We start from the raw sequence: 1323 nt of genomic DNA, 5'->3' as shown, positions 1-1323 counted from the left end.
GGCCTGATTGAACCGCCCCGGGTTTGCCGGAGGCTCCAACTCTTGAGTAGGATGGAGCATCATGAGCAAGACCACGAACAAGTTCTCCCCTGAAGTCCGCGAGCGCGCGGTGCGGATGGTTCTCGATGGCGCCGGCCAACACAGCTCTCGGTGGCAGGCGATCACTTCGATTTCTGCGAAGATCGGCTGCTCCGCGAACACGCTGAACGACTGGGTCAAGAAGGCCGAGGTCGACAGCGGCAAGCGCGCTGGCATCCCGACCGACATGGCAGAGAAGATGAAGGCGCTGGAACGGGAGAACCGAGAGCTGCGCCAGGCCAACGAGATCCTGCGTAAGGCGAGCGCATATTTTGCGATGGCGGAGCTCGACCGCCGGTCGAAGTGATGGTGGATTTCATTGAGGCGCATCGTGATGCGCACGGGGTCGAGCCGATCTGCGCGGTGCTGCCGATCGCCCCCTCCACCTACTATGATCACCTGGCGAAGCGGGCTGACCCGTTACGCCTGTCGGATCGTGCCCGCCACGATGAGGCCCTGCGGCCCGAGATTCGGCGGGTTTTCGAAGAGAACTGGCGGGTCTATGGCGTCCGCAAGGTCTGGCGGCAGCTCGCCCGGGAGGGCTTCGGTGTCGCGCGTTGCACGGTGGCAAGGCTGATGAAGGACATGGGCATCCAAGGTATCATCCGCGGCAAACCACACCGGACGACGGTCCCGGACAAGAAGGTCCCATGCCCGCTGGACAAGGTGAACCGCCAGTTCCGGATGCCTGCGCCGGACATGCTCTGGGTCAGCGATTTCACCTATGTCGCTACCTGGCAGGGTTTCGTTTACGTGGCATTCGTGATTGACGCCTTTGCCCGACGCATCGTCGGCTGGCGGGTTAGTCGGACGGCCCATGCCGGGTTTGTGCTGGACGCCCTCGAACAGGCCGTTCATCAGCGCCAGCCGGGATCAGGACTGGTGCACCACTCGGATCGCGGGTCGCAATACTTGTCGATCAAATACACCGAGCGTCTGGCCGAGGCGGGCATCGAACCCTCGGTAGGCAGTGTCGGTGACTCGTATGACAATGCTTTGGCCGAAACGATCAATGGCCTCTTCAAGGCCGAGGTCATTCATCGCCGTGGCCCATGGCGCGGCTTCGACGCCGTGGAATATGCTACCCTCGAATGGGTCGACTGGTTCAACAATCGCCGTCTGCTGGAACCCATCGGAAACATCCCGCCAGCAGAGGCCGAAGCAAACTACCACGCAGCTCTGGAAACTCAGACCATGGCTGCGTAACTTAAATCAACCAGCCTCCGGCAAACCCGGCGCGGTTCA

Annotated in this window: 1 protein-coding gene and 1 other annotated feature; the gene reads left to right on the top strand. The window is 61.9% G+C overall.

Annotated features, from left to right (window positions below; genetic code table 11):
• Positions 1-61: 61 nt before the first annotated feature.
• Positions 62-1284, top strand: a protein-coding gene (locus JF542_RS24300; protein ID WP_207077733.1) for an IS3 family transposase whose coding sequence is annotated in 2 segments (ribosomal slippage) — positions 62-350 and positions 350-1284 — 1224 coding nt in all. Because the reading frame shifts where the segments join, the coding sequence is not laid out codon by codon here.
• Positions 343-459: a sequence feature (AL1L pseudoknot), on the top strand. Its footprint overlaps the gene before it by 117 nt.
• Positions 1285-1323: the final 39 nt, after the last annotated feature.

The organism is Salipiger bermudensis (assembly GCF_017309175.1).
In the GTDB taxonomy this organism is placed as follows: domain Bacteria; phylum Pseudomonadota; class Alphaproteobacteria; order Rhodobacterales; family Rhodobacteraceae; genus Salipiger; species Salipiger bermudensis.
The sequence above is the reverse complement of the archived record's forward strand: the minus strand, read 5'-3'. Positions and strand labels throughout refer to the sequence as shown.